32 protein-coding genes are annotated in these 20,315 nt (G+C 57.8%); 3 read left to right on the top strand and 29 right to left on the bottom strand.

Features of this window, described 5'->3' with window-relative positions:
* Window positions 1-206: 206 nt before the first annotated feature.
* The 3 genes from msrP (at window position 207) to GVK95_RS16285 (ending at window position 2,571) form a co-directional block, all read left to right on the top strand.
* Window positions 207-1,154, top strand: coding sequence for a protein-methionine-sulfoxide reductase catalytic subunit MsrP (gene msrP, locus GVK95_RS16275; RefSeq protein WP_159951483.1), 948 nt, complete (start codon window positions 207-209; stop codon window positions 1,152-1,154).
* A 2-nt stretch (window positions 1,155-1,156) separates the two neighbouring features.
* Window positions 1,157-1,792: a protein-methionine-sulfoxide reductase heme-binding subunit MsrQ gene (msrQ, locus tag GVK95_RS16280; protein WP_159951485.1), complete on the top strand. Its 636-nt coding sequence runs from the start codon at window positions 1,157-1,159 to the stop codon at window positions 1,790-1,792.
* Window positions 1,793-2,325: 533 nt separating this feature from the next.
* Window positions 2,326-2,571, top strand: coding sequence for a hypothetical protein (locus tag GVK95_RS16285; protein WP_159951487.1), 246 nt, complete (start codon window positions 2,326-2,328; stop codon window positions 2,569-2,571).
* 70 nt (window positions 2,572-2,641) lie between these two features.
* Here the strand turns inward: GVK95_RS16285 and GVK95_RS16290 are convergent, their stop codons facing one another.
* The 29 genes from GVK95_RS16290 to tuf all read right to left on the bottom strand — a co-directional run bounded on the left by GVK95_RS16290 (window position 2,642) and on the right by tuf (window position 20,291).
* Window positions 2,642-3,613, bottom strand: a complete 972-nt coding sequence (locus GVK95_RS16290) for a hypothetical protein (RefSeq protein WP_159951489.1) — start codon at window positions 3,611-3,613, stop codon at window positions 2,642-2,644.
* Window positions 3,614-4,042: 429 nt separating this feature from the next.
* Window positions 4,043-4,465 carry a 50S ribosomal protein L17 gene (gene rplQ / locus GVK95_RS16295; protein ID WP_007598335.1) on the bottom strand — a complete coding sequence of 141 codons (423 nt, stop codon included), beginning with the start codon at window positions 4,463-4,465 and terminating at the stop codon, window positions 4,043-4,045.
* A 116-nt stretch (window positions 4,466-4,581) separates the two neighbouring features.
* Entirely contained in the window at window positions 4,582-5,592 is a 1,011-nt protein-coding gene (locus GVK95_RS16300; protein WP_007598337.1) for a DNA-directed RNA polymerase subunit alpha, read from the bottom strand.
* A 100-nt stretch (window positions 5,593-5,692) separates the two neighbouring features.
* A complete protein-coding gene (rpsK, locus tag GVK95_RS16305; RefSeq protein ID WP_007598338.1) occupies window positions 5,693-6,082 on the bottom strand; it encodes a 30S ribosomal protein S11 in 390 nt (129 codons plus the stop codon).
* Between the two features lie 126 nt (window positions 6,083-6,208).
* Window positions 6,209-6,577 (bottom strand): 30S ribosomal protein S13, encoded by a 369-nt coding sequence (gene rpsM, locus GVK95_RS16310; RefSeq protein WP_007598340.1) that lies wholly within the window; start codon window positions 6,575-6,577, stop codon window positions 6,209-6,211.
* A gap of 230 nt (window positions 6,578-6,807) precedes the next feature.
* Window positions 6,808-7,458: an adenylate kinase gene (locus GVK95_RS16315; RefSeq protein WP_159951491.1), complete on the bottom strand. Its 651-nt coding sequence runs from the start codon at window positions 7,456-7,458 to the stop codon at window positions 6,808-6,810.
* Window positions 7,455-8,795 (bottom strand): preprotein translocase subunit SecY, encoded by a 1,341-nt coding sequence (secY, locus tag GVK95_RS16320; RefSeq protein ID WP_159951493.1) that lies wholly within the window; start codon window positions 8,793-8,795, stop codon window positions 7,455-7,457. Before secY ends, GVK95_RS16315 begins: the two co-directional genes overlap by 4 nt.
* A gap of 239 nt (window positions 8,796-9,034) precedes the next feature.
* Window positions 9,035-9,514, bottom strand: a complete 480-nt coding sequence (rplO, locus tag GVK95_RS16325) for a 50S ribosomal protein L15 (protein WP_159951495.1) — start codon at window positions 9,512-9,514, stop codon at window positions 9,035-9,037.
* A 16-nt stretch (window positions 9,515-9,530) separates the two neighbouring features.
* On the bottom strand, window positions 9,531-9,740 hold the full coding sequence (gene rpmD / locus GVK95_RS16330) for a 50S ribosomal protein L30 (protein ID WP_007598359.1): 210 nt from the start codon (window positions 9,738-9,740) through the stop codon (window positions 9,531-9,533).
* Window positions 9,741-9,754: 14 nt separating this feature from the next.
* Complete coding sequence (rpsE, locus tag GVK95_RS16335) at window positions 9,755-10,324, bottom strand: 30S ribosomal protein S5 (RefSeq protein WP_113140776.1); 570 nt, start codon at window positions 10,322-10,324, stop codon at window positions 9,755-9,757.
* Between the two features lie 144 nt (window positions 10,325-10,468).
* Window positions 10,469-10,831 carry a 50S ribosomal protein L18 gene (gene rplR, locus GVK95_RS16340; RefSeq protein WP_007598363.1) on the bottom strand — a complete coding sequence of 121 codons (363 nt, stop codon included), beginning with the start codon at window positions 10,829-10,831 and terminating at the stop codon, window positions 10,469-10,471.
* Between the two features lie 12 nt (window positions 10,832-10,843).
* A complete protein-coding gene (gene rplF, locus GVK95_RS16345) occupies window positions 10,844-11,377 on the bottom strand; it encodes a 50S ribosomal protein L6 (protein ID WP_007598365.1) in 534 nt (177 codons plus the stop codon).
* A gap of 42 nt (window positions 11,378-11,419) precedes the next feature.
* Window positions 11,420-11,818: a 30S ribosomal protein S8 gene (gene rpsH, locus GVK95_RS16350; RefSeq protein WP_007598367.1), complete on the bottom strand. Its 399-nt coding sequence runs from the start codon at window positions 11,816-11,818 to the stop codon at window positions 11,420-11,422.
* 12 nt (window positions 11,819-11,830) lie between these two features.
* Entirely contained in the window at window positions 11,831-12,136 is a 306-nt protein-coding gene (gene rpsN / locus GVK95_RS16355) for a 30S ribosomal protein S14 (RefSeq protein WP_007598369.1), read from the bottom strand.
* 33 nt (window positions 12,137-12,169) lie between these two features.
* Complete coding sequence (gene rplE / locus GVK95_RS16360; protein WP_159951497.1) at window positions 12,170-12,727, bottom strand: 50S ribosomal protein L5; 558 nt, start codon at window positions 12,725-12,727, stop codon at window positions 12,170-12,172.
* Window positions 12,720-13,028 carry a 50S ribosomal protein L24 gene (rplX, locus tag GVK95_RS16365; RefSeq protein ID WP_113140772.1) on the bottom strand — a complete coding sequence of 103 codons (309 nt, stop codon included), beginning with the start codon at window positions 13,026-13,028 and terminating at the stop codon, window positions 12,720-12,722. Before rplX ends, rplE begins: the two co-directional genes overlap by 8 nt.
* A 13-nt stretch (window positions 13,029-13,041) precedes the next feature.
* Window positions 13,042-13,410: a 50S ribosomal protein L14 gene (gene rplN / locus GVK95_RS16370; protein WP_003495199.1), complete on the bottom strand. Its 369-nt coding sequence runs from the start codon at window positions 13,408-13,410 to the stop codon at window positions 13,042-13,044.
* 230 nt (window positions 13,411-13,640) lie between these two features.
* Window positions 13,641-13,877, bottom strand: coding sequence for a 30S ribosomal protein S17 (gene rpsQ, locus GVK95_RS16375; protein WP_009109530.1), 237 nt, complete (start codon window positions 13,875-13,877; stop codon window positions 13,641-13,643).
* Window positions 13,878-13,888: 11 nt separating this feature from the next.
* On the bottom strand, window positions 13,889-14,089 hold the full coding sequence (gene rpmC / locus GVK95_RS16380; protein WP_009109531.1) for a 50S ribosomal protein L29: 201 nt from the start codon (window positions 14,087-14,089) through the stop codon (window positions 13,889-13,891).
* Window positions 14,090-14,100: 11 nt separating this feature from the next.
* Entirely contained in the window at window positions 14,101-14,514 is a 414-nt protein-coding gene (gene rplP, locus GVK95_RS16385) for a 50S ribosomal protein L16 (RefSeq protein WP_159951499.1), read from the bottom strand.
* Window positions 14,515-14,551: 37 nt separating this feature from the next.
* Window positions 14,552-15,274 (bottom strand): 30S ribosomal protein S3, encoded by a 723-nt coding sequence (rpsC, locus tag GVK95_RS16390; RefSeq protein ID WP_159951501.1) that lies wholly within the window; start codon window positions 15,272-15,274, stop codon window positions 14,552-14,554.
* Window positions 15,274-15,663 (bottom strand): 50S ribosomal protein L22, encoded by a 390-nt coding sequence (gene rplV / locus GVK95_RS16395; protein ID WP_009109538.1) that lies wholly within the window; start codon window positions 15,661-15,663, stop codon window positions 15,274-15,276. Before rplV ends, rpsC begins: the two co-directional genes overlap by 1 nt.
* A gap of 2 nt (window positions 15,664-15,665) precedes the next feature.
* Window positions 15,666-15,944: a 30S ribosomal protein S19 gene (gene rpsS / locus GVK95_RS16400; protein ID WP_009109540.1), complete on the bottom strand. Its 279-nt coding sequence runs from the start codon at window positions 15,942-15,944 to the stop codon at window positions 15,666-15,668.
* Window positions 15,945-15,959: 15 nt separating this feature from the next.
* Window positions 15,960-16,796, bottom strand: a complete 837-nt coding sequence (rplB, locus tag GVK95_RS16405; RefSeq protein WP_159951503.1) for a 50S ribosomal protein L2 — start codon at window positions 16,794-16,796, stop codon at window positions 15,960-15,962.
* Between the two features lie 17 nt (window positions 16,797-16,813).
* On the bottom strand, window positions 16,814-17,107 hold the full coding sequence (locus tag GVK95_RS16410) for a 50S ribosomal protein L23 (RefSeq protein ID WP_009109905.1): 294 nt from the start codon (window positions 17,105-17,107) through the stop codon (window positions 16,814-16,816).
* The gene (gene rplD, locus GVK95_RS16415; RefSeq protein ID WP_159951505.1) at window positions 17,104-17,724 is read right to left on the bottom strand and encodes a 50S ribosomal protein L4; all 621 of its coding nucleotides are present in this window, start codon (window positions 17,722-17,724) and stop codon (window positions 17,104-17,106) included. The genes GVK95_RS16410 and rplD overlap by 4 nt, the downstream gene beginning before the upstream one ends.
* Before the next feature lie 13 nt (window positions 17,725-17,737).
* Complete coding sequence (gene rplC, locus GVK95_RS16420; protein WP_159951507.1) at window positions 17,738-18,376, bottom strand: 50S ribosomal protein L3; 639 nt, start codon at window positions 18,374-18,376, stop codon at window positions 17,738-17,740.
* 176 nt (window positions 18,377-18,552) lie between these two features.
* Entirely contained in the window at window positions 18,553-18,861 is a 309-nt protein-coding gene (gene rpsJ / locus GVK95_RS16425) for a 30S ribosomal protein S10 (protein ID WP_009109911.1), read from the bottom strand.
* Between the two features lie 254 nt (window positions 18,862-19,115).
* Complete coding sequence (tuf, locus tag GVK95_RS16430; RefSeq protein ID WP_159951509.1) at window positions 19,116-20,291, bottom strand: elongation factor Tu; 1,176 nt, start codon at window positions 20,289-20,291, stop codon at window positions 19,116-19,118.
* Between the last annotated feature and the right edge of the window lie 24 nt (window positions 20,292-20,315).

A 20,315-nucleotide genomic window follows, 5' to 3' on the forward strand; every position in this document is an offset into this window, starting at 1 on the left:
AGGACATGGGTGGGAGAAGATGGCGGGCCGAAGGCATTGAGAAAGCCGATGTATCTGGCGCCGCCAATTTCTTACAGCTAGATCAAACAATTCCGTACACAAAATTGTTTTCGGCCATGTGCTTTTCCAAAGGGTGAAACTCTGTTTTCCTATCCTGCGTCTCCTATGTCATCGGATATGCCGATCAGGAGCGAAAAGAGGTTACCATGTCGCGCTACCATCCGCCGAAAATCGCCTCGAGCGAGATCACCCCCAAGGGGCTCTATCTCAACCGCCGCAGCCTGATGGGGCTTGCCGCAGGTGGGATTGCAGCGGCTGCCGCGCCCGGCGCCTTTGCGGCAGCGCTGACGGTTGCGCCAAGCGCCTACAAGGTCGATGCCAAGCTGACCTCGAAGGAAGACGTGACGACCTACAACAATTTCTACGAATTCGGGACCGGCAAGGAAGATCCGTCGCGCAACGCGGGATCGCTGAACACCCGTCCCTGGACGATCGAGGTTGGCGGTCTGGTGGCCAAGCCGCAGGTGATCGACATCGAGACGATCATGCGCGACTACACGATGGAAGAGCGGGTCTACCGGATGCGCTGCGTCGAGGCCTGGTCGATGGTGATCCCGTGGGCGGGCTTTCCGCTGTCCGCGCTTCTCGACAAGGTCGAGCCGCTCGGCTCGGCGAAATATGTCGCCTTCGAAACGCTGGTCCGGCCGGAGGAAATGCAGGGCCAGGCCGGCATTTTCCAGGCGCTCGACTGGCCCTATGTCGAGGGCCTGCGCCTCGATGAGGCACGCCACCCGCTGACGCTGCTGGCGACCGGCCTTTACGGCGAAACCCTGCCGAACCAGAACGGCGCGCCGATCCGGCTGGTGACCCCGTGGAAATACGGCTTCAAGGGCATCAAGTCGATCGTCAAGATCACACTCACCGAGCAAGAACCGCCATCGACCTGGAACCGGTTGCAGGCCTCGGAATACGGCTTCTATGCCAACGTCAATCCGGCGGTCGATCATCCGCGCTGGAGCCAGGCGACCGAGCGGCGGATCGGCGAGGCCGATGGCCTGTTCGGCGGTGCGCGCGTCGATACCCTGCCCTTCAACGGCTATGCCGACGAGGTCGCCAGCCTCTATGCCGGTATGGACCTGACGAAGTTCTACTGACCATGGCAAGCCTTGCACTTCCTGCCCGCTACAAGCCGGCTTCGGTCTGGGCGCTCTATGCGCTCGGGCTGATGCCGGGCCTCTATGCGTTCTATCTCGGCATTTTCGGCGGGCTTGGCGCTGACCCGGTACGCAGCTTCGAGCACCTGCTCGGCCTCTGGGCCCTGCGTTTCCTCTGTGTCGGACTGGCGGTCACGCCGATCCGCGATCTATTAGGCTATAACCTTATTAGCTACAGGCGTGCACTCGGCCTTCTCGCCTTCTATTATGTGCTGGCGCATTTCACCGTCTACCTGACGCTCGACCGCGGCCTGATCCTGTCGTCGATCGCCGGCGATATCCTCAAGCGGCCCTATATCATGCTCGGCATGGCGGGGCTGATCATGCTGATCCCGCTGGCTGCAACCTCGAACAAGTGGTCGATCAAGCGGCTCGGGCCGCGCTGGAACCAGCTGCACAAGCTGGCCTATGCGATCCTGTTCGTGGCCATCCTGCATTATGCGCTGTCGCTGAAGGCGATCACCGGGGAGCCGGCGTTTTACATCGCCGTGGTGACCGTGCTGCTGGGCTATCGGCTGGTGCGGCCGAAACTGATGGAGCGCCGGCGGGCGAAGCGGATGGCGGCGGTTACGCGGTGACAGGGTTTGGTGGGGAGGATGGGCCGGGATTGGTGGCGATCGCGGCGGTTTGGTGTTGGGGTTGGGCCGATGGCAGTCTGCAGGATGCCGCCTTGCACTGAATGAACACTACTGTAGTTGATGCCGAAGATGGCAGCGTGGCGGATTCTACGGCATTGCGCAAATGGCGGTCGTCAAAGAAAATCTTGAGAAGGTAGATAGCCTTAACCTAGAGGAATACGGGCCACGGAATATCGTGAGCCTTGGCGAGGCATTTGAGACCGCGTTTAGAATTCGAGGCTGCACGGAACTCGGTTCAACGCCTCCTAACGCCCTTTTCAGCCGCTTTCTACCTAGTGTTCTCACGCTTTACGACTTTTGCAATTGTACCTACGGTGAACCATACTAAAACGAACCATAGAGTAGTGACGAAGTAACGCACAATGTCGATGGACCATTCTTGCCAAATCCTGTGTGGCTCGAAAGAAAATTTCATCAACGTTCTTTGCCCGACATATAGTGGGCAACTTCCATAGATTTTCACGAAGTCTTCGATGCAGACGAACCCCCTAGCATCTCTAAAGAGAGAGCTGGACGTTGGGATCGAGAAAGTAAGGAGCAAGACTGTCAGGAAGTACACGACGATAGCCGCGAAGAACAACGAAAACTGCGGTCGTGGCCTAGTAGTACCTGAGCCGATCTTCAAAATAAGGAATAACTCCAAGACCGCTGATAATGAAAAAATTAGCTCTTTTGGCTTTAGCGGAGGTGTAAGAGCAGTCTTGAAAACCAGAAAATAGCTTACAACTAAGCAACCGAGCAGAAGTCCCGCTTCAGACTTGTACCTCAATATGAACGATTCCATTATGGTTATCTCTCTATAAGAACCTCACGGGGCTTTTCTTGAATGCTGTCGAAGCTCATCGTGTCCCTCTGATAGAAGCCATCGTCCCAGACAACTTGATACCGATAGCTTCCCGACATGTAGTTCTCTTCAGGCAACATGACGTGCCAGAGGTCGCATTTATTTATGTCGTAGGGGTCGGAGACTAAAGCTTTGCAGCGGTCGAAATCGCTATCTAATATATACCGCGCAATCACTGCCTTTGGCGTGATGGAAAAGTTAACCAGCTGCGAGTCATCTTCTTGTGCGCCACAGCCACTGTTCCAAGAGAAATTGACGTGCGCAGCCTGGGCAATCTTTTTCGAAGCGAAAGCGACATCCTTGAAAACAGGTGATAAGAGCATCTGCTTTTCCACCAAGGATCGGTCTCCCTCAAGAATACCCTTGGCTTTCTTCAGGCCACCCTCGATGCGCTCGTATAACATACCAATCTCCGTGGACCATTTGCCAGCAGCTTTGAGGAGCGGAGGATATTGGTCTGCACGGAGTTCCAGCAATTCCATCCTATCGATTATGCTACCGGGACCAATATCGGCCTTCACCTCAAAGCTGTCCACAGCGTCCTCGACATCGCCTTCTGGTGGAGTCAGTAACCCGCATTCTTCCGCGGGAGAAAGGTCAATGAAGCTTTGACACACAGCTTCCATGTCGAAGCCGATTTCCCTCTTCAAGAAGTAGCTATCTCGTGCATCCTCAGATACCTGAATGCTTGCCAACTCGGCCTTCGTCAAAGGAACAAAATCGCTATATCGCCAGCTATCGAGGCTGTAGCAGCCTCTTTCGTCAGTCTGTCCGCTTTCAACGAGTTCGTTCCTATTGTCGTCTACAATCCTCTGTAAATCCTCAGCAGACGGAAATGAACCGCTATCCTCTTGGCAAGCAACGGTCAATGGCACTGACAATGCTATAGTTGACGAAAGCAAGAACATGCGACCCATGACACTCTCCTCCGCTTTGCGTCTTTCAATTATATCCCTATCTTGCTTGATTTGCTACGGCACGCGAGCACCTGAGTTGGTACACAGCTTCATCACTTTCGCTGTGACTACGCGCTATTCACCCATGAAAGAGCGACAGCCACCAGCATCGAAGGGCCGAAGACTGCAATATCGGCCAGTTGCTTCACGGGTAAGATCTATTGCGCGGCTGACCCGCTGATGTGGTGGCGCTCGCCTTTTCGTCTGCAAGGCGCCGAAACCGGAAGAACGTACCCCCCGGTCACTTTCACCAAGTTGCACGCTCTGCGATCCGCACTTCGCCCAGCCCACTGACTAGGAGCAACAACCGCCCCCTCCCGCAAACGCAAAAGAGCCGGGTGATCGCTCACCCGGCTCTTTTTGTTATCCATCCCTTGCGGGAGGGAAATATTACGCTGCTTCAGCTTCGGCTTCAGCAGCAACGCGGGCCTTGTCGGCTGCGCCCTTGGCGTCGACGTCACGCTCGACGAATTCGACAACAGCCATGGCGGCGTTGTCGCCGAGGCGGTAGCCGGCCTTCATGATGCGCAGGTAGCCGCCGTTGCGGGTGGCGTAGCGGGTTGCGATCGCGTCGAACAGCTTGGCAACAACGGCCACGTCGCGGATCTGCGAGATTGCCTGGCGACGTGCATGCAGGTCGCCCTTCTTGCCGAGGGTCACGAGCTTTTCGACGATCGGGCGAATTTCCTTCGCCTTCGGCAGGGTCGTGACGATCTGCTCATGCAGGATGAGCGAAGCAGCCATGTTGGCGAACATCGCCTTACGGTGGCTGGCGGTACGGTTCAGCTTGCGGCCGGCTTTCTGGTGGCGCATTGCTATTCTCCTTTAAGTGCAGGCTCTATCTCAGAGGCTGCCGTTTCCTGACACATACAGGCATGCGCCTGCAGTTTGACGGGGAAAGGCAGATTTAGAGGCTGCCTTCACTGTTATTAATATTGGTCTTCGTAACGCTTTGCGAGATCTTCGATGTTCTCTGGCGGCCAGGCCGGTACTTCCATACCGAGGTGCAGGCCCATGGAAGCGAGAACTTCCTTGATTTCGTTCAGCGACTTGCGACCAAAGTTCGGCGTGCGCAGCATTTCCGCCTCGGTCTTCTGGATCAGATCGCCGATGTACACGATGTTGTCGTTCTTCAGGCAGTTTGCCGAGCGGACAGACAATTCGAGTTCGTCGACCTTCTTGAGGAGAGCCGGGTTGAATGCGAGTTCGGTGACCGATTCCTCTTCGACTTCCTTCTGCGGTTCGTCGAAGTTGACGAAGACGCCGAGCTGGTCCTGAAGGATGCGGGCGGCGAAGGCAACTGCGTCTTCACCGGTGACCGAACCGTCGGTCTCGATGGTCATGGACAGCTTATCGTAGTCGAGAACCTGGCCTTCGCGGGTGTTTTCCACCTTGTAGGACACTTTCTTGACCGGCGAGTAGAGGCTGTCGACCGGGATAAGACCGATCGGGGCATCTTCTGCGCGGTTACGATCAGCCGGGACATAACCCTTGCCGTTGTTGACCGTGAACTCCATACGGATCTCGGCGCCCTCGTCGAGCGTGCAGATCACGTGGTTCGGGTTCAGGATCTCGATGTCGCCGACCGTCTGGATGTCGCCAGCGGTGACAACGCCCGGACCCTGCTTGCGAACGACCATGCGCTTGGCATCGTCGCCGTCCATCTTGATGGCGATTTCCTTGATGTTCAAAACGATATCGGTGACGTCTTCGCGGACGCCCGGGATCGAAGAGAACTCATGCAGAACGCCGTCGATCTGAACAGCCGTAACAGCAGCACCGCGCAGCGACGACAAGAGAACGCGACGCAGAGCATTGCCGAGCGTCAGGCCGAAGCCACGCTCGAGCGGTTCTGCAACCAACGTTGCCTTGGTGCGGCCAGACGAGGTGAATTCCACCTTGTTCGGCTTGATCAGTTCCTGCCAATTCTTCTGGATCATAATTATACCTTCCGTTCGTCGTCACCATCCAATCGTGACGACCGAGCATGAGAAGCACCGGGAACGCGCTTTCGGCACATTCCCGGCAAACGAAGAATGATCAGACGCGACGCTTCTTGCGCGGACGGCAACCATTGTGCGGGATCGGGGTCACGTCGCGGATGGACGTGATCATGAAGCCGGCAGCCTGGAGGGCGCGCAGAGCGGATTCACGACCCGAACCCGGACCGCAAACTTCCACTTCGAGAGACTTCATGCCGTGTTCCTGAGCCTTCTTGGCGCAGTCTTCGGCCGCGATCTGAGCCGCAAACGGGGTCGACTTACGCGAACCCTTGAAGCCCTTCGCACCAGCAGACGACCAGGCAATTGCATTGCCCTGTGCGTCGGTGATGGTGATCATGGTGTTGTTGAAGGTCGAGTTGACGTGAGCGACACCCGACGAGATGTTCTTGCGTTCGCGACGGCGAATGCGTGTGGCTTCCTTGGCCATGGTATTCCTTTCGTTGATCTTAGCACCGCCGTAATTCCAGCGGCTCCACCAATCGAGACAATAGGCCAAAGGCTTTGCGCAATAGAGACCTATTGCCCAAAGCCTTCAAACCGATCGGCTCGAAAATTACTTCTTCTTACCAGCGATCGCCTTCGCCGGACCCTTGCGGGTGCGGGCGTTGGTGTGCGTACGCTGACCGCGGACCGGAAGGCCACGGCGATGACGCAGACCGCGGTAGCAGCCCAGGTCCATCAGACGCTTGATGTTCATCGAGTTTTCGCGACGCAGGTCGCCTTCGACCTGGTAGTCGCGGTCGATGGTTTCGCGGATTGCCAAAACTTCAGCATCCGTGAGCTGGTGAACGCGACGTTCAGCCGGAATACCGACCTTCTCGACGATCTCCTGTGCGAATTTTGTGCCGATCCCGTGAATATACGTCAGCGCAATAACTACGCGCTTCGCGGTCGGGATGTTGACGCCAGCGATACGTGCCACGCCTATTCTCCTTGCGTTCCAGTTGCCATCCGGCAAGTGGTGTCTCGTTACACGGCCCCCACGGAGCCGCAATTACAAATCCGGTTCTCAACAGTCAAAACGATCGAACCCGGTCTTCCGTCGTCAGGAAGAACGCGCCGATCGCATCAAAGTCGCGAGTTGGCGCGGTCTTTAGCGGAATCGGTCGACAAAAGCAACCGGCCCCGCGAAGATTCTTAATCTCTAAGGCCTTACAGGCCCGCGAGAATGGCATCGATTTCCGCAGTCACGGTATCGATCTCACCCATGCCGTCCACCGAATGCAGCTTGCCCTTGGCGTAGTAGTAGCCAAGCAGCGGTGCCGTTTCCTTGTAATAGGCCGACATGCGCGTGCGCACGGTTTCGGCGTTATCGTCAGGACGGCGCTTGAAGTGTGTGGATCCGCACTTGTCGCAGACCCCTTCCACCTTCGGCTTCAGATTGGTGTCGTGGTAACCGGCGCCACAGTTGGCACAGGTATAACGACCGGCAACACGATCGGCCAGAACGACATCATCCACCTTGATCTCGATGACCGCCGACAGGTCGAGACCCTTGGCGTTCAGCATCGATTCGGTGGCATCCGCCTGCACCAGGGTGCGGGGAAAGCCATCGAGGATGAAACCCTTCGAACAATCCGGGGCGTCGATGCGCTCCGAGACGATCGCGATGACGATATCATCGGACACCAGCTTGCCGGCATCCATGACGGCCTTGGCGCGCTTTCCGACTTCGGTGCCTGCGGATACGGCCGCACGCAGCATATCGCCCGTGGAGAGCTGCGGGATACCGTGCTTTTCCACGATCCGCTGGGCTTGGGTCCCCTTACCCGCGCCCGGCGGTCCTAATAGAATCAGTCTCATCGTCCCCTCTTTCCTCCACGCAACTTCGACTTCTTGATCAGGCCTTCATATTGCTGCGCGATCAGATGTCCCTGAATCTGTGCTACAGTATCAAGGGTGACGCTGACAACAATCAAAAGCGATGTACCACCAAGGGCTAATGGCACGCCGGTCTGCGCGACGAGGATTTCGGGAAGAATACAAACAACGACGAGGTAGAGCGCGCCGACCACGGTGATCCGGGTCAGAACGTAGTCGATGTATTCAGCCGTACGGTCGCCAGGGCGGATGCCCGGAATGAAGCCGCCATGCTTCTTCAGGTTGTCGGCCGTGTCCTTCGGATTGAAGACGATAGCCGTGTAGAAGAAGGCAAAGAAGGCGATCAGGGCCGCATACATCATCATGTAAATCGGATGACCATGGGTCAGGGCAGCGACGATGGTCGTTGCCCAGCCCGGCAGCTGGGCGCCGCCAGCAAAGCCTGCAGCCGTTGCCGGCAGGAGCAGCAGCGACGACGCGAAGATCGCCGGGATGACGCCTGCAGTGTTCAGCTTCAGCGGCAGGTGCGAGGTGTCGCCCTGGAACATGCGGTTACCGACCTGGCGCTTCGGATACTGGATCAGAAGGCGACGCTGGGCGCGCTCGACGAAGACGATCAGGGCGATCGCTGCAATCGCGACAACGATGACGGTCAGGATCAGCGCAGTCGACAGGGCGCCGGTGCGGCCAAGGTCGAGCGTGTGGGCGAGCGCCGTCGGCAGGCCTGCGGCGATGCCGGCGAAGATGATCAGCGAAATGCCGTTGCCGATGCCGCGCGAGGTGATCTGCTCACCGAGCCACATCAGGAACATCGTGCCGCCAAGCAGCGTCAGAACCGTCGAAACACGGAAGAACCAGCCCGCATCGGTGACAAGCCCCTGCCCGCTCTCGAGACCGACGGCAATGCCGTAGGCCTGCAGAGCGCCGAGCAGAACCGTGCCGTAGCGCGTATACTGGTTGATGATCTTGCGGCCCTGCTCGCCCTCTTTCTTGAGGTTTTCCAGCGCCGGCACGACCGAGGTCATGAGCTGGACGATGATCGAGGCAGAGATGTAAGGCATGATCCCGAGGGCGAAGATCGCCATGCGCTCGACAGCGCCACCGGAAAACATGTTGAAAAGACCGAGGATACCACCGGACTGACCCTGGAAGGCCGCGGCATATGCCTCCGGATTGAGGCCAGGCAGCGGAATATGCGTGCCAAGGCGATAGACCAGCAAGGCGGCCAGAGTGAACCAGAGGCGCTTCTTCAGATCTTCCGCCTTGGCGAAAGTCGAGAAGTTCAGGTTCGAGGCCAGTTGTTCCGCTGCAGAAGCCATAAAATTCTCCGCAAACCATGATCGGCAATGCTCATGCACCGACCGCAGGCTGTTCGTTCAAACTGCTTTTAAGAAAACAGGCGCGTGGGAGAAGTTGCCGAGCAACAGCATGCCTCACACTCTTGTTTTCCAGTACTTCCCGGAAGACGAAACCACGTCATTCCGTCCTGGGATCGTGAGGCTCACATATGGGAGCAAAATCGCCCGGTGTGAAGCACCCCGGGCGATTGTTTCGTCACTTATTCAGCAGCTTTTGCAGCTGCTTCGAGCAGCTTGATCGAGCTGCCCGACTTTTCGATCTTCTCGACAGCAACCTTGGAGGCGCCGGCAACTTCAAAAGTTACCTTCGTCGTCAGTTCGCCGCCAGACAGGATACGAACGCCGTCCTTCAGGCGACGGATAACACCGGCCGCCTTGAGGGATGCTGCGTCAACCGTTGCCTTCGCATCGAGCTTGCCGGCATCAATCGCCTGCTGAACGCGGCCGAGCGATACGGTCACATATTCAGAAGCGAAGATGTTGTTGAAGCCACGCTTCGGCAGACGACGGTAGATAGGCATCTGACCGCCTTCGAAGCCGTTGACGGCAACGCCAGAACGGGCCTTCTGACCCTTGACGCCGCGACCACCGGTCTTGCCCTTGCCAGAGCCGATACCGCGACCTACGCGGATACGGTCCTTGGTTGCGCCTTCGTTGTCTTTGATTTCATTCAGTTTCATGATGGTATCCTCCGTCTCACTTCTCGTCGACGACGCGAACGAGATGCTGGACAGCACGGATCATACCGCGAACCGAAGGTGTATCCTCCAGCGTGCGAACCCGGTGCATCTTGTTGAGGCCCAGACCGACCAGCGTTGCGCGCTGGACTGCCGGACGGCGAATTGGGCTGCCGATCTGTTCGACCGTAACCGTCTTTGCTTCAGTCTTCTTCGTAGCCTTAGCCATGGATCAGACTCCTCTTATTCTTCAGACGCATTGCCGGAAGCGGCACGGCGAGACTGAAGCGTGGCGAATTTCAAGCCGCGCTGAGCTGCGATGTCCTTCGGATGCACCTGGTGCTTCAGGGCGTCGAACGTAGCGCGAACCATGTTGTACGGGTTCGAAGAGCCAGTCGACTTGGCGACGACGTCAGACATGCCGAGCGTCTCGAATACGGCGCGCATCGGACCACCGGCGATGATACCGGTACCAGCCTTGGCAGAGCGCAGCAAAACCTTGCCGGCGCCGTGGCGGCCATGAACGTCGTGATGCAGCGTACGGCCGTCACGCAGCGGAACGAAGATCAGTTCGCGCTTGGCGGCTTCGGTTGCCTTGCGGATCGCTTCCGGCACTTCACGTGCCTTGCCGTGGCCGAAACCAACGCGACCCTTCTGGTCACCAACGACGACGAGAGCTGCAAAGCCGAAACGACGGCCGCCCTTCACCACCTTGGCAACGCGGTTGATCGCGACCAGCTTGTCTACAAACTCGCTATCGCGCTCTTCACGGTTCTGGCGATCATCGCGCGAACCACGCTTTTCTTGTGCCATTGTCCTTTTCCTTTTTTCTTTTCCGGGTGCAATCGGCAGATTACTAAAATTCCGCCCTGCCCTTTGCAGGCATGGACGCGAATCCGGGAGTGACCGGCTTAAAGCCGGAAAACCGCCCGAGCACAAGCCCGGGCGGAGATTTCATTAGAAGTTCAGACCACCTTCGCGGGCTGCCTCGGCCAAAGCCTTGATGCGGCCGTGATAGATGAAGGCGCCGCGGTCGAATACGACATCCTTGACGCCAGCCTTGACAGCGCGTTCTGCAACGAGCTTGCCAACTGCAGCAGCTGCTGCAACATCGGCGCCGGTCTTGAGACCAGTCTTCAGGCCGCCGTCGAGCGTCGAGGCAGCCGCGAGGGTCTTGCCAGCGACGTCGTCGATGATCTGAGCGTAGATGTTCTTCGACGAGCGATGTACCGACAGACGCGGACGGCCATTGGCCACCGCCTTGATCTGACGTCGTACGCGGTTGGCACGACGAACAAGTGCTTCTTTTCTGCTTGCCATTTCGCGCGTTCCTTACTTCTTCTTGCCTTCTTTGCGGACAATCCGCTCTTCGGCATACTTAACACCCTTGCCCTTGTAAGGCTCGGGTCCGCGATATTCGCGGATTTCAGCGGCGACCTGGCCGACCTGCTGCTTGTTAATGCCGGAGACGACGATTTCAGTCGGCTTAGGAACAGCGATCGAGATACCGACCGGCGGTTCGTAGACAACGTCATGGCTGAAACCGAGCGCCAGCTGCAGGTTCTTGCCCTGCAGAGTTGCGCGGTAACCAACGCCGTTGATCTCGAGCTTGCGCTCGTAACCGTCCTTGACGCCCTTGAAGATGTTTTCGATCATCGTGCGGGACATGCCCCACTTCGAACGAGCATCCTTGGACTGGTTGATCGGCTGGACGACAACAGCGTTGTCTTCAAGCTTCACGGAGACTTCGTCATTGGCGACGAAGAAGAGTTCGCCCTTGGGGCCCTTTGCAGTTACCTTCTGGCCTTCAACCGAGGCCGTGATCCCTGCAGGAACCTGAACGGGCTTTTTACCGATACGAGACATTTTAGAATCCTGTCTGTTCGCTAGGGAGATCCTTGCTCAGCCTTAGAAGACCGAGCAAAGAACCTCGCCACCAACATTCTGTTCGCGAGCCTGGTGATCGGCCATTACACCCTTCGGAGTCGAAAGGATCGTAATGCCGAGGCCGTTCGCGACCTGCGGGATGGACTTAACCGAGACATAAACTCGGCGGCCCGGCTTGGAGACACGGCCGATTTCGCGGATGACCGAAGCACCTTCGTAGTACTTCAGTTCAATCTGCAGCTCGGACTTGCCATTACCGTAATCGACCTGGGAATAGCCGCGGATATAACCTTCGGCCTGCAGGACATCGAGAACGCGTGCGCGCAGGTTCGAGGCCGGTGTGTTCACCGAGCTCTTGCGGCGTGCGGCGCCATTGCGGATTCGGGTGAGCATATCGCCCAACGGATCAGTCATCGTCATTTGCCCGTCTCCTTACCAGCTCGACTTGACAATGCCCGGCACCTTGCCGGAATTGCCCAGTTCGCGAAGTGCGATACGCGACATACCAAGCTTGCGATAGAACGCACGCGGGCGGCCAGTCACTTCGCAACGATTGCGAACACGTGTCTTGGAGCCATCGCGCGGCAGATCCGCGAGCTTCAGTGTTGCCTTGAACCGATCTTCAATCGAGAGCGACTGGTTCATGATGATCGCCTTCAGCGCGGCCCGCTTAGCGGCGTGCTGACCGACCAACTTGCGGCGGCGCTTGTTCTTTTCAACTGCGCTTGTCTTCGCCATATGGAAGTTCCTCTTCTACGCTCGTCGTTACGGTTATGTACGGAACGGGAAGTTGAACTCTTTCAAAAGAGCCCGTGCTTCGTCGTCCGTCGGCGCCGTCGTGCAAACGATGATGTCCATGCCCCACATCTGATCAACCTTATCGTAGTTGATCTCAGGGAACACAATGTGCTCCTTGATGCCCATGGCGAAGTTGCCACGGCCGTCAAAGCTCTTCGGGTTCAGGCCTCGGAAGTCGCGAACGCGCGGAAGCGCGATGTTGATCAGGCGGTCCATGAATTCATACATGCGGGCGCCACGAAGAGTAACCTTCGCACCGATCGGCATGAATTCGCGAACCTTGAAGCCTGCGATGGAGTTGCGTGCCTTGGTGATAACCGGCTTCTGGCCGGCGATCGCTGCCAGGTCCGCAGCTGCCACTGTGGGCTTCTTCGAATCGGCGGTTGCTTCACCAACACCCATGTTGATGACGATCTTGTCCAGCTTGGGGATCATCATCTCGTTGGCGTAGGAGAACTGCTCCTGCATCGCTGCGCGAATGCGGGAAACGTATTCAGCCTTGAGCCGCGGCTCGTACTTGGACTCAGCCATCGATCACATCCCCCGAACGCTTGGCCACACGCACCTTCTTGCCGTCGACGACGGAGAAACCAACGCGGGTCGGCTTGCCGTCCTTGCCGACGATGGCAATGTTGGACAGGTGAATGGAGGCTTCCTTGTTGATGATGCCAGCTTCCTGCGTCTGAGACTGACGCTGGTGGCGCTTCACCATGTTGATACCACGCACAAATGCGCGATCTTCTTTCGGCATAACCTGCAGGACTTCGCCAGTGCGGCCCTTGTCCTTGCCGGAGAGTACGACAACGCTGTCGCCTTTGCGGATCTTATTCATCGCTTCCCGCTCCTTACAGTACTTCTGGAGCCAGCGAGATGATCTTCATGTGGTTCTTGGCGCGAAGTTCGCGCGGAACCGGTCCGAAGATACGGGTGCCGATCGGCTCTTTCTTGTTGTCGATAAGAACAGCAGCGTTGTTATCGAATCGAATGACGCTGCCGTCAGCGCGACGGATGTCCTTGGCGGTACGAACAACAACCGCCTTCATCACGTCACCCTTTTTCACGCGGCCGCGCGGGATGGCTTCCTTGATCGAGACGACGATAATATCGCCGACCGAAGCGTACTTGCGCTTGGAGCCGCCCAGCACCTTGATGCACATGACACGACGTGCGCCGGAATTATCCGCGACGTCGAGGTTAGTCTGCATCTGAATCATGTCAGGTCGCCTTCTTGTTGTAACCGAGACGGTTGGGCGCGAGCCCCCTATTCCGGCTTATGGTAAATGTCGACTGTGCGCGGGAAGATAAATACAGGGTGGTTTCCCATACGGGACCTTCCGTGCGCTCAAAGCAAAAGAACGCCCGATTCCGAGCGTTCTTGCGCCAATGGCCTGCTTCATACAGAATTCTGCGCAAGGTGCAAGCCCTTGCGCAGAAACTCCGTAAATTAAGCCTGGGCGGCGATAACCGTCCAGGTCTTGTCCTTGGAGATCGGTGCGCATTCCTCGATGGAAACGACGTCACCGGTCTTGTACTGATTGTTCTCGTCATGCGCCTTGTACTTCTTCGACCGGCGAACGGTCTTCTGAAGCAGCGGATGGGCAAAACGACGCTCGACGCGGACCACGATGGTCTTGTCGTTCTTGTCGCTGACGACGACGCCCTGCAGAATGCGTTTTGGCATATTATTCTTCCTTAGGCCTTGGCTTCTGCCGCCTTCTGGCGGGCAATGGTTTTCACGCGGGCGATATCCTTGCGGACTTCGTTGACGCGGGACGACTTTTCAAGCTGGCCTGTTGCCTTCTGGAAGCGCAGGTTGAACTGCTCCTTCTTAAGCTTGGCAAGCTCGTCATTCAGTTGATCGGCGCTCATGGCGCGGACGTCTGCGGCTTTCATGAACCTGATCCTTACTCTGCAATGCGCTGAACGAAGCGCGTCTTGACCGAGAGCTTGGCAGAGCCGAGACGAAGCGCTTCACGAGCGATTTCCTCAGAGACACCATCGAGCTCGAACATCATACGGCCGGGCTTGACCTTGCAGGCCCAGTATTCAACCGAACCCTTACCCTTACCCATACGCACTTCGGTCGGCTTGGCTGTGACTGGAACGTCGGGGAATACCCGGATCCATACACGGCCTGCACGCTTCATGTAGCGAGTGATCGCACGACGAGCAGCTTCAATTTCGCGGGCGTTGACGCGGTTAGGCTCAAGAGCCTTGAGACCGAACTCGCCGAATGCCAGGTCGAAACCGCCCTTGGCAACACCCTTGATGCGGCCCTTGAACTGCTTGCGGTACTTAGTACGCTTTGGCTGCAACATTTTCTTATTCTCCGAACTTATCTTTCGCCAGCGCTAATCAAGCGTTCTCGCGGCGACGGTCGCCACGTTCACGGCTTGCCGGACCCTGCGCATCGCCTTCCATCGCACGGCGCTCGGAGGCCATCGGATCGTGCTCAAGGATTTCGCCCTTGAAGATCCAGACCTTGACGCCGCAGATGCCGTATGCGGTTGCGGCTTCAGCCGTACCGTAATCGATGTCTGCACGCAGGGTGTGAAGTGGCACGCGGCCTTCGCGGTACCATTCGGTACGTGCGATTTCCGCGCCGCCGAGGCGGCCGGCGCAAGTGATCTTGATGCCTTCGGCACCGAGACGCATTGCCGACTGAACGGCGCGCTTCATAGCGCGACGGAATGCAATACGACGCTCGAGCTGCTGGGTGATCGACTGGGCAACGAGCGTTGCGTCGACTTCCGGCTTGCGCACTTCAACGATGTTGAGATGCGTCTCGGAGTTCGTCATCGACGAGATCTTCTTGCGAAGCTTCTCGATGTCTGCACCCTTCTTGCCGATGATCAGACCCGGGCGAGCCGAGTGGATCGTGACGCGGCACTTCTTGTGCGGACGCTCGATGACGACCTTAGCGATACCAGCCTGCTTCAGCTCTTCCATCAGGTAAGCGCGGATCTTCAGGTCTTCGTGGAGCAGCTTGCCGTATTCGGCATTGTCGGCGAACCAACGGCTGTCCCAAGTGCGGTTAATGCCGAGGCGGAAACCGATTGGATTGATTTTCTGACCCATTATGCGGCCTCCACTTTGGCTTCGACTTCGCGCACCACGATGGTGAGGTGCGAGAACGGCTTTTCGATGCGCGATGCGCGGCCGCGGCCACGAGCGTGGAAACGCTTCATGACGATCGACTTGCCAACATAGGCTTCGGCGACAACCAGCTGGTCGACGTCGAGGTCATGGTTGTTCTCGGCGTTTGCAATCGCGGATTCGAGCGTCTTCTTGACGGTCGCTGCGATACGCTTGCGGGAGAATTCCAGGTCAGCGAGAGCGCGCTCTACCTTCTTGCCGCGGATCAGCGCGGCAACCAGGTTGAGCTTCTGAGGGCTGACGCGCAGCGTACGTGCTACGGCCTGCGCCTCATTGTCCTTGAGCCGGCGTTCGGCTTTTGCCTTGCCCATGATTACTTCCTCTTCGCCTTCTTGTCCGCGCCGTGACCATAGTAGGTCCGGGTCGGAGAGAATTCACCGAACTTGTGACCGACCATGTCTTCGTTGACGTTGACCGGAATATGTTTGCTGCCGTTGTAGACGCCGAAAGTGAGGCCGACGAACTGAGGCAGGATGGTGGAGCGACGGCTCCACATCTTGATCACTTCACTGCGACCGCCTTCGCGAACCTTCTCAGCCTTCTTGAGAAGATAGCCGTCGACGAACGGGCCTTTCCATACTGAACGAGCCATTTCAGACTACCTCTCTTACTTCTTCTTCAGGTGGCGCGAGCGCATGATGAACTTGTCGGTCGACTTGTTCGAACGAGTCCGCTTACCCTTGGTCGGCTTGCCCCACGGGGATACCGGGTGACGACCACCGGATGTGCGGCCTTCACCACCGCCGTGCGGGTGGTCGACCGGGTTCATGACGACACCGCGGTTATGCGGTGTCTTGCCGCGCCAGCGAGTACGACCCGCCTTGCCATCATTGATGTTGCCGTGGTCCGGGTTGGAAACGGCGCCGATGGTTGCGAGGCAAGAGCCAGGTACCAGACGCTGTTCGCCGGAATTCAGGCGAAGGATTGCCATGCCGGCATCGCGGCCGACCAGCTGAACATAGGTGCCTGCAGAGCGAGCAATCTGACCGCCCTTGCCTGGCTTCATCTCGACGTTGTGCACGATCGAACCAACCGGGATCGACTGCAGCGGCATGGCGTTGCCAGGCTTGACGTCAACGGCCTTTTCAGACGCGATGACCTTGTCGCCGGCAGCGAGGCGTTGCGGAGCCAGGATGTAGGCCTGTTCGCCGTCGGTGTAGGTCACCAGGGCGATGAAGGCGGTGCGGTTCGGGTCGTATTCCAGACGCTCGACCGTGCCTTCAACTTCAAACTTGCGACGCTTGAAGTCGATCAGACGGTAGGTGCGCTTGTGACCGCCGCCGATGAAGCGAGCAGTGATACGGCCGAGGTTGTTACGACCGCCGCTCTTGGAGAGACCTTCGGTCAGAGCCTTTACCGGCTTGCCCTTGTGGAGGCCCGAGCGGTCGACGATGACCAGCTGGCGCTGGCTCGGCGTGATCGGGTTAAAGCTTTTCAATGCCATTGTACTTGTTCCCTACCTCAGACGCCCGTCGACACGTCGATGGACTGACCTTCGGCAAGCGTGACGATCGCCTTCTTGACGTCCTTCTGCTTGCCGGCGAAGCCGCGGAAACGCTTGGTCTTGCCCTTGCGGAGCAGCGTATTAACGGCGGTAACCTTGACGCCAAAGAGCGCTTCGACAGCAGCCTTGATTTCCGGCTTGCTGGCACCCTTGGCGACGTTGAAGACGACCTGGTTGAATTCGGAAACCGTGGTCGATTTTTCGGTGATCGACGGAGACACGATCACATCGTAGTGGCGAAGATCAGTCATTTGAACCGCTCCTCCAGAGCTTCAACCGCAGCCTTGGACAGCACGAGCTTGCCACGACGCAGGATGTCATAAACGTTGATGCCTTGAACCGGCAGAACATCGATGTTCGGGATGTTTGCGGCAGCGAGCTTGAAGTTGCTGTCGATTTCGGCGCCGCCGATGACGAGAGCATTGGTGAGGCCGAGCAGCTCGAACGTACCGACAAGCGTCTTGGTCTTTGCTTCAGCAGAGATCAGCTGATCGATGATGATCAGATCTTCCGACTTCAGCTTGGCCGACAAGGCGTGACGCAGAGCAAGAGCACGAACCTTCTTCGGCAGGTCATGAGCGTGGCTGCGAACAACCGGGCCATGAGCCTTACCACCGCCGCGGAACTGCGGGGCGCGAGCCGAATGGTGACGAGCACGACCGGTGCCCTTCTGCTTGTACATCTTGGCGCCGGTACGGGAAACTTCCGCACGGGTCTTCGTCTTGTGCGTGCCCTGACGCTTGTTGGCAAGCTGCCAACGGATCATGCGAGCGATGATATCCTCGCGCGGGTCGAGGCCGAAAATGTCGTCAGACAGAGAAACCATGCCGGCTTCTTTGCCCTCGAGGGTCTTGACGTTAAATTCCATGTCCTTGGCTCCCTTACTTCGCCGACTTGACGGCGTCGCGGACGATGATCCAGGAACCCTTGGAACCGGGAACGGCGCCCTTCACAAGGATAAGACCACGATCTTCATCGGTCGAAACGACTTCGAGATTCTGGGTGGTGACGCGGGTCTGGCCCATGTGACCAGCCATGCGCTTGCCCTTCCAGACCTTACCCGGATCCTGGTTCGAACCGGTCGAACCGTGCGAACGGTGCGATACGGACACACCGTGGGTCGCGCGAAGACCACCGAAGTTGTGGCGCTTCATAGCACCAGCAAAACCCTTACCGATGGTCGTACCGGTGACGTCGACCAGCTGGCCGGCTTCAAAATGGCCAGCCGTGATCTGTGCGCCAACGTCAATCATGTTGTCTTCCGACACGCGGAATTCAACAAGCTTTGCCTTGGGCTCGACGCTTGCTGCGGCGAAATGGCCGCGCAGGCCCTTCGACGTATTCTTGACCTTGGAGTTACCGGCACCGAGCTGAAGCGCTACGTAGCCGTTCTTTTCAACAGTGCGCTGAGCAACGACTTGTACGTTGTCCATACGCAGAACTGTTACCGGGATATGCTCGCCGGCGTCGTTGTAGACGCGCGTCATTCCCACTTTCTGTGCAATCACACCTGAACGCATTGGTTCATTCCTCTTGAGAGTCGCTTCAGGATCCTTTGTGAGATCCCTCGCCCGCCTCTTTGTTTAAGGATTCCACTCAAGCCCTTCCGAGCCATCGGGTTTCCCGTTTCGAGAAGTCGTTGGCAGGTCTTGCCACGTACCTTCCTTGTTATTTCGGCTCTCGCCGGAATTTCATCTTAGAGCTTGATCTCAACGTCGACGCCAGCAGCCAGGTCGAGCTTCATCAAAGCGTCAACTGTCTGCGGGGTAGGATCAACGATATCAAGCAGGCGCTTGTGAGTGCGCATCTCAAACTGTTCGCGGCTCTTCTTGTCGACGTGCGGCGAACGGTTAACAGTGAATTTTTCAATTCGGGTCGGGAGCGGTACCGGACCGCGGACGCTTGCACCTGTGCGCTTTGCCGTCTGCACGATTTCGCGCGTAGAGGCATCGAGAACCCGGTGATCAAACGCTTTAAGGCGGATGCGGATATTCTGGCCGTTCATTCGACTTGTCCTTGTTTTTACTTGCGTCCCGCATGCGCAGAGACAGTGAATTACCAATTACGGCCGGCCCCTAATTTTCAAAAATCACAGGGACACCGTGAGGGTGTCCCTGTCACTTATTGTCTGAGGTGCCCTGCCGCCCAAAACCCGTTTCCGAGTTTCGTGAATACAGCGCTAGAATCGCACGATGCAATCACCGTACGATTCTGATTGTGGTCGGCGACATACACCGTCGCCGACTATTCGTCAATCGATTACTCGATGATCGAGGCAACGATGCCGGCGCCGACGGTGCGGCCGCCTTCGCGGATCGCGAAGCGCAGCTTTTCTTCCATCGCGATCGGAACGATCAGTTCAACCTGAACCGTGACGTTGTCGCCCGGCATAACCATTTCCGTGCCTTCCGGAAGCGACACGATGCCGGTCACGTCGGTGGTGCGGAAGTAGAACTGCGGACGGTAGTTGGTGAAGAACGGCGTATGGCGGCCGCCTTCTTCCTTCGTCAGGATGTAGGCTTCTGCCATGAACTTCTTGTGCGGCTTGACCGAACCCGGCTTGCACAGGATCTGGCCACGCTCGACGTCGTCGCGCTGGATACCACGAACCAGGGCACCGATGTTGTCGCCAGCCTGGCCCTGATCGAGCAGCTTGCGGAACATTTCAACGCCGGTAACCGTCGTCTTCTTCGTGGCGCGGATGCCGACGAACTCGACTTCTTCACCAACCTTGACGATGCCACGCTCGACGCGGCCGGTCACAACCGTACCACGCCCCGGGATCGAGGACACGTCTTCGATCGGCATCAGGAACGGCAGGTCGATCGTACGCTCGGGCGTCGGGATGTAGGCGTCAACAGCGGCCATCAGCGCGCGCACGGCGTCTTCGCCGATCGTCTTGTTGCTGTCGTTCAGAGCAGCCAGAGCCGAACCCTTGACGAACGGAATGTCGTCGCCCGGGAAGTCGTAGGACGACAGAAGTTCGCGCACTTCCAGTTCGACCAGTTCCAGCAGTTCTTCGTCGTCGACCTGGTCAACCTTGTTGAGGAACACAACGATCGCCGGAACGCCAACCTGACGGGCGAGCAGGATGTGCTCGCGGGTCTGCGGCATCGGGCCGTCGGCAGCCGAGCAAACCAGGATCGCGCCGTCCATCTGCGCTGCACCGGTGATCATGTTCTTGACGTAGTCGGCGTGGCCGGGGCAGTCAACGTGGGCGTAGTGGCGAGCCGGCGTCTCATACTCGACGTGTGCCGTCGAGATGGTGATGCCACGGGCCTTTTCTTCCGGAGCGGCGTCGATCTGATCGTAGGCCTTGTATTCACCGAAATACTTGGTGATCGCAGCCGTCAGAGACGTCTTGCCGTGGTCAACGTGGCCGATCGTGCCGATGTTAACGTGCGGCTTGTTGCGTTCAAACTTACTCTTTGCCATTTTCGGCTCTCCATTCTTGATCCC

Origin of the sequence: Rhizobium sp. 18065 (genome assembly GCF_902706095.1) — a bacterium.
In the GTDB taxonomy this organism is placed as follows: domain Bacteria; phylum Pseudomonadota; class Alphaproteobacteria; order Rhizobiales; family Rhizobiaceae; genus Allorhizobium.

Coding starts and splice junctions, on each gene's coding strand:
- msrP (WP_159951483.1), top strand. CDS start 207: ATGTCGCGCTACCATCCGCCGAAAATCGCCTCGAGCGAGATCACCCCC.
- msrQ (WP_159951485.1), top strand. CDS start 1,157: ATGGCAAGCCTTGCACTTCCTGCCCGCTACAAGCCGGCTTCGGTCTGG.
- GVK95_RS16285 (WP_159951487.1), top strand. CDS start 2,326: ATGCAGACGAACCCCCTAGCATCTCTAAAGAGAGAGCTGGACGTTGGG.
- GVK95_RS16290 (WP_159951489.1), bottom strand. CDS start 3,613: ATGGGTCGCATGTTCTTGCTTTCGTCAACTATAGCATTGTCAGTGCCA.
- rplQ (WP_007598335.1), bottom strand. CDS start 4,465: ATGCGCCACCAGAAAGCCGGCCGCAAGCTGAACCGTACCGCCAGCCAC.
- GVK95_RS16300 (WP_007598337.1), bottom strand. CDS start 5,592: ATGATCCAGAAGAATTGGCAGGAACTGATCAAGCCGAACAAGGTGGAA.
- rpsK (WP_007598338.1), bottom strand. CDS start 6,082: ATGGCCAAGGAAGCCACACGCATTCGCCGTCGCGAACGCAAGAACATC.
- GVK95_RS16315 (WP_159951491.1), bottom strand. CDS start 7,458: ATGAGACTGATTCTATTAGGACCGCCGGGCGCGGGTAAGGGGACCCAA.
- secY (WP_159951493.1), bottom strand. CDS start 8,795: ATGGCTTCTGCAGCGGAACAACTGGCCTCGAACCTGAACTTCTCGACT.
- rplO (WP_159951495.1), bottom strand. CDS start 9,514: ATGAAACTGAATGAAATCAAAGACAACGAAGGCGCAACCAAGGACCGT.
- rpmD (WP_007598359.1), bottom strand. CDS start 9,740: ATGGCTAAGGCTACGAAGAAGACTGAAGCAAAGACGGTTACGGTCGAA.
- rpsE (WP_113140776.1), bottom strand. CDS start 10,324: ATGGCACAAGAAAAGCGTGGTTCGCGCGATGATCGCCAGAACCGTGAA.
- rplR (WP_007598363.1), bottom strand. CDS start 10,831: ATGGCAAGCAGAAAAGAAGCACTTGTTCGTCGTGCCAACCGCGTACGA.
- rplF (WP_007598365.1), bottom strand. CDS start 11,377: ATGTCTCGTATCGGTAAAAAGCCCGTTCAGGTTCCTGCAGGGATCACG.
- rpsH (WP_007598367.1), bottom strand. CDS start 11,818: ATGACGATGACTGATCCGTTGGGCGATATGCTCACCCGAATCCGCAAT.
- rpsN (WP_007598369.1), bottom strand. CDS start 12,136: ATGGCGAAGACAAGCGCAGTTGAAAAGAACAAGCGCCGCCGCAAGTTG.
- rplE (WP_159951497.1), bottom strand. CDS start 12,727: ATGGCTGAGTCCAAGTACGAGCCGCGGCTCAAGGCTGAATACGTTTCC.
- rplX (WP_113140772.1), bottom strand. CDS start 13,028: ATGAATAAGATCCGCAAAGGCGACAGCGTTGTCGTACTCTCCGGCAAG.
- rplN (WP_003495199.1), bottom strand. CDS start 13,410: ATGATTCAGATGCAGACTAACCTCGACGTCGCGGATAATTCCGGCGCA.
- rpsQ (WP_009109530.1), bottom strand. CDS start 13,877: ATGCCAAAACGCATTCTGCAGGGCGTCGTCGTCAGCGACAAGAACGAC.
- rpmC (WP_009109531.1), bottom strand. CDS start 14,089: ATGAAAGCCGCAGACGTCCGCGCCATGAGCGCCGATCAACTGAATGAC.
- rplP (WP_159951499.1), bottom strand. CDS start 14,514: ATGTTGCAGCCAAAGCGTACTAAGTACCGCAAGCAGTTCAAGGGCCGC.
- rpsC (WP_159951501.1), bottom strand. CDS start 15,274: ATGGGTCAGAAAATCAATCCAATCGGTTTCCGCCTCGGCATTAACCGC.
- rplV (WP_009109538.1), bottom strand. CDS start 15,663: ATGGGCAAGGCAAAAGCCGAACGCCGGCTCAAGGACAATGAGGCGCAG.
- rpsS (WP_009109540.1), bottom strand. CDS start 15,944: ATGGCTCGTTCAGTATGGAAAGGCCCGTTCGTCGACGGCTATCTTCTC.
- rplB (WP_159951503.1), bottom strand. CDS start 16,796: ATGGCATTGAAAAGCTTTAACCCGATCACGCCGAGCCAGCGCCAGCTG.
- GVK95_RS16410 (WP_009109905.1), bottom strand. CDS start 17,107: ATGACTGATCTTCGCCACTACGATGTGATCGTGTCTCCGTCGATCACC.
- rplD (WP_159951505.1), bottom strand. CDS start 17,724: ATGGAATTTAACGTCAAGACCCTCGAGGGCAAAGAAGCCGGCATGGTT.
- rplC (WP_159951507.1), bottom strand. CDS start 18,376: ATGCGTTCAGGTGTGATTGCACAGAAAGTGGGAATGACGCGCGTCTAC.
- rpsJ (WP_009109911.1), bottom strand. CDS start 18,861: ATGAACGGCCAGAATATCCGCATCCGCCTTAAAGCGTTTGATCACCGG.
- tuf (WP_159951509.1), bottom strand. CDS start 20,291: ATGGCAAAGAGTAAGTTTGAACGCAACAAGCCGCACGTTAACATCGGC.